This is a genomic window from Patescibacteria group bacterium (assembly GCA_038063375.1).
GTDB lineage: Bacteria > Patescibacteriota > Minisyncoccia > Phycocordibacterales > JANLHH01 > JANLHH01.
The window spans coordinates 63,618-70,064 of the sequence record JBBTVG010000003.1 but is presented as its reverse complement, the minus strand read 5'-3'; the positions used below and the strand labels follow the sequence as shown (position 1 = coordinate 70,064).

Genomic DNA, 6,447 nt, shown 5'->3' with positions numbered 1-6,447 from the left:
CCAAAAGAAAAACGGGTTTTAACGGAAAAACCATAAAAAAGAAAGTAGTAAACGTCATCTAAAGAAACCGTACAAAAAATACCCCGCTCTTTGCGGGGTATTTTTTGTACGATCATTTCTTACTCTTCTTTTTCCACTACCAGTTTAAATGTAGCACTTCGCCCATGAGCTGAAACCGCGATTTCTGTTTCACCCAGTTCTTTTATGGGGTCCGGAAGCTCAATGTGGTTGGGCTCAATATCCAAGCGGAGCTGTTTTTTTATTTCAGGAACGATCTCCTCTTTGTGTATTCCTGCGAAAAGGTGACCTTTTTCGTTTGCTTTTGCACGCATGGTGACCGCTGTTCCCTTGAGACTTCCAATATTTTTTATCAAAAGATCCTCATGAATTTTACGTCCGGCGTCAGATATCTTTTTCCTCTCTTCCACAACCTTAAGCGTGTTATCGGTGGCGATTTGCACCAATCCTTTTGGCAAAAGAAAATTCCTCACATGTCCGCTAGAAATCTCTTTCACATCATATTTCTTTCCAACTTTTGGAATATCGTGGAGCAGTATAACTTTCATATATTTTGTAGTATTAATTCGTAAGTTTCTCTTTAAAAAGATTTAGCGCGCAAGAATTTCAATCGCTTTTTGCATCTGCGGATCTTTCTCGGCAACGATGTCTTCTTTAGTGATCTCCACCTCCACGTCCGGGATGATTCCCTTCTCTGAGATAGAGATGCCTAGTGGGGTCAACCATCTGGCCACGGTGACCTTTAAGGCGGTGTCATCCGTGACGCCGATGAGTTCCTGGACAGATCCCTTGCCGAACGTCTTGGTGCCGACGAGGGTTGCTACGCCATGTTCTGAGAGCGCGCCTGCCAAGATCTCTGAGGCCGAAGCAGAGCCCCCGTTGACCAGTACCACCATCTTAAGGTCAGGACCAAATATATCATATCCCTTGCTCCTGTAAACTCTTTCTTCGGCCGCTTCCCCAAAGTCTTCTCGAACGATCACTTTCCCGACCGGGAGAAACCAGCTTGCCATGTCCACGGCGGCTTCCAGATAACCGCCCGGATTACCGCGAAGATCCAAAATCAACTTGTGCTTTCCCGAGACGGCAAATTGTCGTAATGATTCCCTGAACAAGAATGGCGAATTCGCCGAGAAGTTATAGAGGCGTAAAACATAAATATCTTCAGGGTTGCCATTTTCGTTTGCCGCATCTTCTTTGGCAACACCTCCTGCAGGCGTTCGCGTTTCGGTATCAATAGTGGGGATTTCAATGATATCGCGAACAATCTTTATCTCAAGCGGTTCTCCTTCGCCTTCTCGCAAAATGGTGAGTATTACGGTTGTTCCTTTCGTTCCCCTGATAAGGCGTACCGCCTCGTCAATACCGAGATCAACGCTCACGGTATCGTCTATTTTAATGATCTTATCGCCCGGCAAAATGCCTGCTCGCTCGGCGGGAGTATTTTTGAGGGGCGCGATAACGGTGGGTATATTATCCCGTACGCCGATCTCCATCCCGACGCCCTGGAATTCTCCGCTGATGTCGCTCTGAAAGATCGCAGCTTCTTCGGGAGGGAGAAATACCGAATACGGATCATCCAGTGATCCTACCAATCCCGAAATGGCGCCCCATACTTTTTCTTGGTCAGTCGGACCGTCAGAGGAAACATATTTCTCATTGATGAGATTCCACACTTTCCAGAATGGCCCGAAGTCAACGGCGGGGGCTAAAGCGTTCTCTTTATCAAACAACGAAGTCACTTTCGCCACTTCAGGTCTTCTCTCGTACCCCATGAATACGCCAAAAAGGAAACTGCCGGAAAGCGTCACAATCAAAAGAACGACTACGATGATTTTCTTATACAGAGACGACATGGTGAAATAATGTACCACAGGTGGCAATGGAGCCAATTATAAAGGGTATTAAACCGCAGAGCAAGCTCTGTGGTTTAATACCCTTTGTTATGCCGTCATTCGGATTGAATACAAATCTTCACTCATTTCATTTGTTTCGATTTTTATTCCGCTCCTCACTAGGCATAATAACTTGTTATCCGATATTAGGGAAGTTATAATGGTAATACGTTATTTAATCTGCAAGCAGTACAGTACCCTTAATGATCTCCCGATACAAATACAAAAAAATCACGTGGATAGACCTTGAGTCTCCGACACAAGAAGAAGTGCGCGCTCTTATGAAAGAGTTTGGCATTCATCCTCTGGTGGCTGAAGAACTTCGCTCCCCTACACTGCGCCCCAAGGTGGACCTCTACGACAACTTTATCTATTTGATACTTCACTTCCCCGCATTCCAGCATACGCATGGACACGATCCGGAACAGGAAGTGGACTTCGTTATCGGGAAAGATTTTATCATCACTACGCACTACACGATGATAGACACCTTGCACGAATTTTCCAAAGTGTTTGAGGTGAATTCAATCATTGATAAAAGTCACATCGGCAATCATGCGGGGTTTGTATTTTTCTATATCGCCAAAGAGTTGTATAAATCTCTCGCGCAAGAACTTGAATACGTGAATGCCGCGCTAGAGAAGGTGGAAGAAGATATCTTTAAAGGAAAAGAAAGAGCCATGGTGGAAAAAATATCCAAGATCAATAGAAATCTTCTTAATTTCAAACAGTCCATACGTCTCCATCAGGACGTGCTCTCCTCCCTTGAGATGGTAGGAAGCAGATTTTTTGGAGAAAAATTCTCGTATTACCTCAGCGCCATTTCCGGCGAATATTTCAAGATCGCAAGCCACCTTGAAGGCAACAGAGAAACCGTTCTTGAGTTGCGCAACACCAATGACTCGCTCCTCTCCACGAAACAAAACGAGGTCATGAAGATCCTGACGATCATGGCATTTGTCACCTTCCCTCTTTCTTTGATTGCGGCGATCTTCGGCATGAATACCGTTTATATTCCCATTATCGGTACACCGGGAGATTTCTGGATCGTGATGGGAATCATGGGATTTGCAACATTTCTTATGTTCCTGTACTTTAAGCGCAAGAAGTGGATCTAGGTCGGGAGACAGGATTACATGGACATACACCTATACAATACGCTCACGCGTTCAAAAGAATTGTTCCACCCGCTTGCCGAGAGGGAGGTTTTTATGTACCACTGCGGGCCGACGGTATACGACTATGCGCATATCGGCAATTTGCGCGCCTATATATTTGCCGATGTATTGCGCAAAATGTTCGTATTCAATAAGTATGTCGTAAAGCAGGTCATCAATATCACGGACGTCGGGCATTTGACCTCTGACGAGGACGAGGGTGAGGACAAGCTGGAAGCGGGAGCGCGGCGCGAAGGAAAAACCGCGAAAGAAATCGCCGCATATTATACGGACGCTTTTTTGGCTGACCTCTCTTTGCTCAATATAGACACCACGGGGACTTTATTCCCCAAAGCGAGCGAACATATTGCCGAACAAATTGAACTCATCAAAACATTGGAGAAGAAAGGCGCTGTCTATACGACATCCGACGGTGTCTATTTTGACACTTCAACATACGAACACTACGGGCAGTTGGCGCGTCTCAATATTGCGGGACTCAAAGAAGGAGCACGCGTTTTGAAGAATCCGGAAAAAAGAAACAGCACCGACTTCGCTCTTTGGAAATTTTCAAAGCCGGAAGAAAAACGTCAGCAGGAATGGGACTCTCCGTGGGGTGTCGGTTTTCCGGGTTGGCATTTGGAATGCAGCGCGATGTCAATGAAATATCTCGGTGTGCATTTTGATATTCATACGGGCGGAATTGATCATATTCCCGTGCATCACACGAATGAGATCGCGCAGTCGGAGACGGCCACGGGAGAGAGATTTGTGAATTATTGGATGCACACTGGGTTTGTGAATATTCTAGGCGAGAAAATGGCAAAATCAGGGGGCAATTTCATTACTCTGAAAACGCTGAAAGAAAAGGGATATTCCCCTTTCGGCTATCGTTACTGGCTCCTCACTGCCGATTACAAAAAAACAATTAACTTCACCTGGGAGGCGCAGAGCGGCGCGCAAACCGCACTAGGGAAACTCTACGCATTGTTTGTGGAATACGGAAAAGAAATCGGGCGCGCTGATAAAGATTACGCGGAGAAATTTCACTCATTCATCAATAGCGACTTAGATACGCCGAGAGCGATAGCGCTCCTGTGGGAACTGGTTAAAGATATCACTCTCTCCCCCGCCGACAAAAAAGCAACAATTGTTTTGTTTGACGAAGTACTCGGTCTCAATATCGCAAATCAGAAACCCGATGAGATTCCCGAAGAAATAATTAAACTTGCACGAGAGCGCGAACAATATCGCAAAGATGCGAACTGGCAAAAGTCCGACGAATTGCGCACACAGATAGAATCGTTGGGATATGAAATAAAAGATACGGACACGGGGGCGAGAATATATAAAGGGTATTAAACCCTTTGTTGCCGTCGCTCGTTCGGGAGAGAAAAAGAAGATACTTTTTCTCTCCGCTCACTCGCTAGGCAATAAAAAATAGAGGCGCGTTTGCGCCTCTATTGCTTTTTACTTTTTACCAAGATCAAAGGAGTGTTTCTTGTTTTTCTCCACGGGTGTGAGGAGTTCTTCCCGTTCTTTTTTCCATTTTTCAAATATGTCTTTTGACCGATTATGCTCTCCTATTACCAGAATGATGATGACATTCACTATCACCAGGAAGATCGCTTTGCGCCATCCCATTACTGCGATTGGCAGAACAACGGCAATTCCAAAGATAACAGCAAGAGCCACGTGTTCTTTTCGCGGATACCACACAGGGCGCATAGGGAACCTCCTTTCTTGTGATGGTTGATGTTCTATTGAAAACTATACCTTTATTGACGTGTATCGTCAATATCATCCGCCAAGGGTAACCCTTGGCGGATGATAGCCCTAGATACCCACACCTTGTCTACATGTTCTCCCGTAGCGCTTTCTTTCCTGGCTAAAATTCTATGCTACAATGGCTACACTATGGCGCAAAAACAAAACACCAACATGCGCATTCCGCCGCAGAATCTTGAATCAGAAAAGGCACTCTTGGGCTCTCTCATGCTCAAACCGGATGGGATGAATGAATCAATTGATATCATTACGCCGGATTCATTTTACGCCGAAAAGCATCGCTACATCTTCCAGTCAATGCTTGAACTTTTTTCAAGAAGCGAACCCATTGATCTTCTTTCTCTTTCCAGCAAACTGCAAGAAAAAAAGAAACTGGACCAGATCGGCGGAAGCACCTATCTGACAGAGCTGGTAAACGCCGTACCCTCGGCGTCCAATTTAAAACATTACGCCGAGATCGTGCAAAAAAAGGCAGTCATGCGAAGCCTTATTGATGTCTCCGGCCGCATATCAGAACTTGGCTATAAAGAAGACTCGCACATTGAAGAGCTCTTGGACGAAGCGGAAAGACAGATCTTTGCCGTTACGAATGCACCCATTGGACAGAGGTTCGTAAGTATCCGCGAAACGCTTGGGGAGGCGTGGGATCGTCTTGAGTCCCTCCACCATAAAAAGGACCAGCTTCGCGGCATTCCTACGGGATTCAAAGCTCTTGATGATCATATCGCGGGTCTCCAAAAATCAGACCTCATCATCTTGGCGGCGCGCCCTTCCATGGGTAAGACGGCGCTTGCGCTTGATATTGCCAGACAAGCCGCCACACAACACAATATCCCCGTCGGCATTTTTTCTCTTGAGATGAGTTCTCAACAGCTGGTAGACCGTATGCTTGCCGCCGAATCGCACGTGGATGCATGGAAACTGCGCACCGGCAAACTCACCACCGATGAGGAATTCTCAAAAATCAGAGACTCTCTGGACAAGCTTGCAAAAGCGCCTATTTTCATTGATGACAAGCCCTCCAACACCGTCTTGGGGATGCGCTCCACGGCACGACGCCTGAAAAGCGAGCACGGCTTGGGACTTATTATCGTAGACTACCTCCAGCTTATGCAGACATCCAAAAACTATGATTCTATGGTGAATCAAGTGACGGAAATATCCCGATCCTTGAAAGCACTCGCTCGAGAGCTTGAGGTGCCGGTGTTGGCGCTTTCTCAGCTCTCACGCGCGGTTGAATCCCGCGGCGGCAAACCCAGACTCTCCGACCTGCGCGATTCCGGCTCTATTGAACAAGACGCGGACATGGTGCTCTTTATTCACCGCGAGGATAAATATAAAGAAGATTCCGACAAGCCGAATATCGCCGAGATTCTTATTGAGAAACACAGAAATGGTCCTACGGGAAAAATTGAACTCTATTTTGATGCTAAAAAAACAACGTTTCTTAATATTGAGAAGAGCCAATACGCCGGCACCAGCGAAGACTTTGAGGCATTCTAACGTAAACCATGAATCCCGTTAGAGGCCGCAGTCGTTTTAATATAAAAAACAATGTTACGAATTCAAACACAACATTATAAAAATAA

The 6,447-nt window shown here is 45.9% G+C and carries 6 protein-coding genes; 3 read left to right on the top strand and 3 right to left on the bottom strand.

The features are described from left to right. Positions 1-119: 119 nt before the first annotated feature. Together rplI and AAB523_00660 are read right to left on the bottom strand one after the other, a co-directional pair. Positions 120-566: a 50S ribosomal protein L9 gene (rplI, locus tag AAB523_00665; protein MEK7555781.1), complete on the bottom strand. Its 447-nt coding sequence runs from the start codon at positions 564-566 to the stop codon at positions 120-122. Between the two features lie 42 nt (positions 567-608). Next, a complete protein-coding gene (locus AAB523_00660) occupies positions 609-1,874 on the bottom strand; it encodes a S41 family peptidase (protein MEK7555780.1) in 1,266 nt (421 codons plus the stop codon). 242 nt (positions 1,875-2,116) lie between these two features. Between AAB523_00660 and AAB523_00655 the strand changes: the two genes are divergently transcribed. After that, on the top strand, positions 2,117-3,031 hold the full coding sequence (locus AAB523_00655; GenBank protein ID MEK7555779.1) for a magnesium transporter CorA family protein: 915 nt from the start codon (positions 2,117-2,119) through the stop codon (positions 3,029-3,031). A gap of 18 nt (positions 3,032-3,049) precedes the next feature. Then, entirely contained in the window at positions 3,050-4,432 is a 1,383-nt protein-coding gene (cysS, locus tag AAB523_00650) for a cysteine--tRNA ligase (GenBank protein MEK7555778.1), read from the top strand. Between the two features lie 108 nt (positions 4,433-4,540). Here the strand turns inward: cysS and AAB523_00645 are convergent, their stop codons facing one another. Further along, positions 4,541-4,798 carry a hypothetical protein gene (locus AAB523_00645; protein MEK7555777.1) on the bottom strand — a complete coding sequence of 86 codons (258 nt, stop codon included), beginning with the start codon at positions 4,796-4,798 and terminating at the stop codon, positions 4,541-4,543. A 189-nt stretch (positions 4,799-4,987) separates the two neighbouring features. Here AAB523_00645 and dnaB point away from each other — a divergent pair, with 189 nt between their 5' ends. Next, complete coding sequence (gene dnaB, locus AAB523_00640) at positions 4,988-6,361, top strand: replicative DNA helicase (GenBank protein MEK7555776.1); 1,374 nt, start codon at positions 4,988-4,990, stop codon at positions 6,359-6,361. The last annotated feature ends 86 nt before the right edge of the window (positions 6,362-6,447 follow it).

Bases quoted from the DNA above. Each gene is read 5' to 3' on its own strand.
- AAB523_00645 (MEK7555777.1), bottom strand. From the start codon at position 4,798: ATGCGCCCTGTGTGGTATCCGCGAAAAGAACACGTGGCTCTTGCTGTT.
- AAB523_00660 (MEK7555780.1), bottom strand. From the start codon at position 1,874: ATGTCGTCTCTGTATAAGAAAATCATCGTAGTCGTTCTTTTGATTGTG.
- cysS (MEK7555778.1), top strand. From the start codon at position 3,050: ATGGACATACACCTATACAATACGCTCACGCGTTCAAAAGAATTGTTC.
- AAB523_00655 (MEK7555779.1), top strand. From the start codon at position 2,117: ATGATCTCCCGATACAAATACAAAAAAATCACGTGGATAGACCTTGAG.
- dnaB (MEK7555776.1), top strand. From the start codon at position 4,988: ATGGCGCAAAAACAAAACACCAACATGCGCATTCCGCCGCAGAATCTT.
- rplI (MEK7555781.1), bottom strand. From the start codon at position 566: ATGAAAGTTATACTGCTCCACGATATTCCAAAAGTTGGAAAGAAATAT.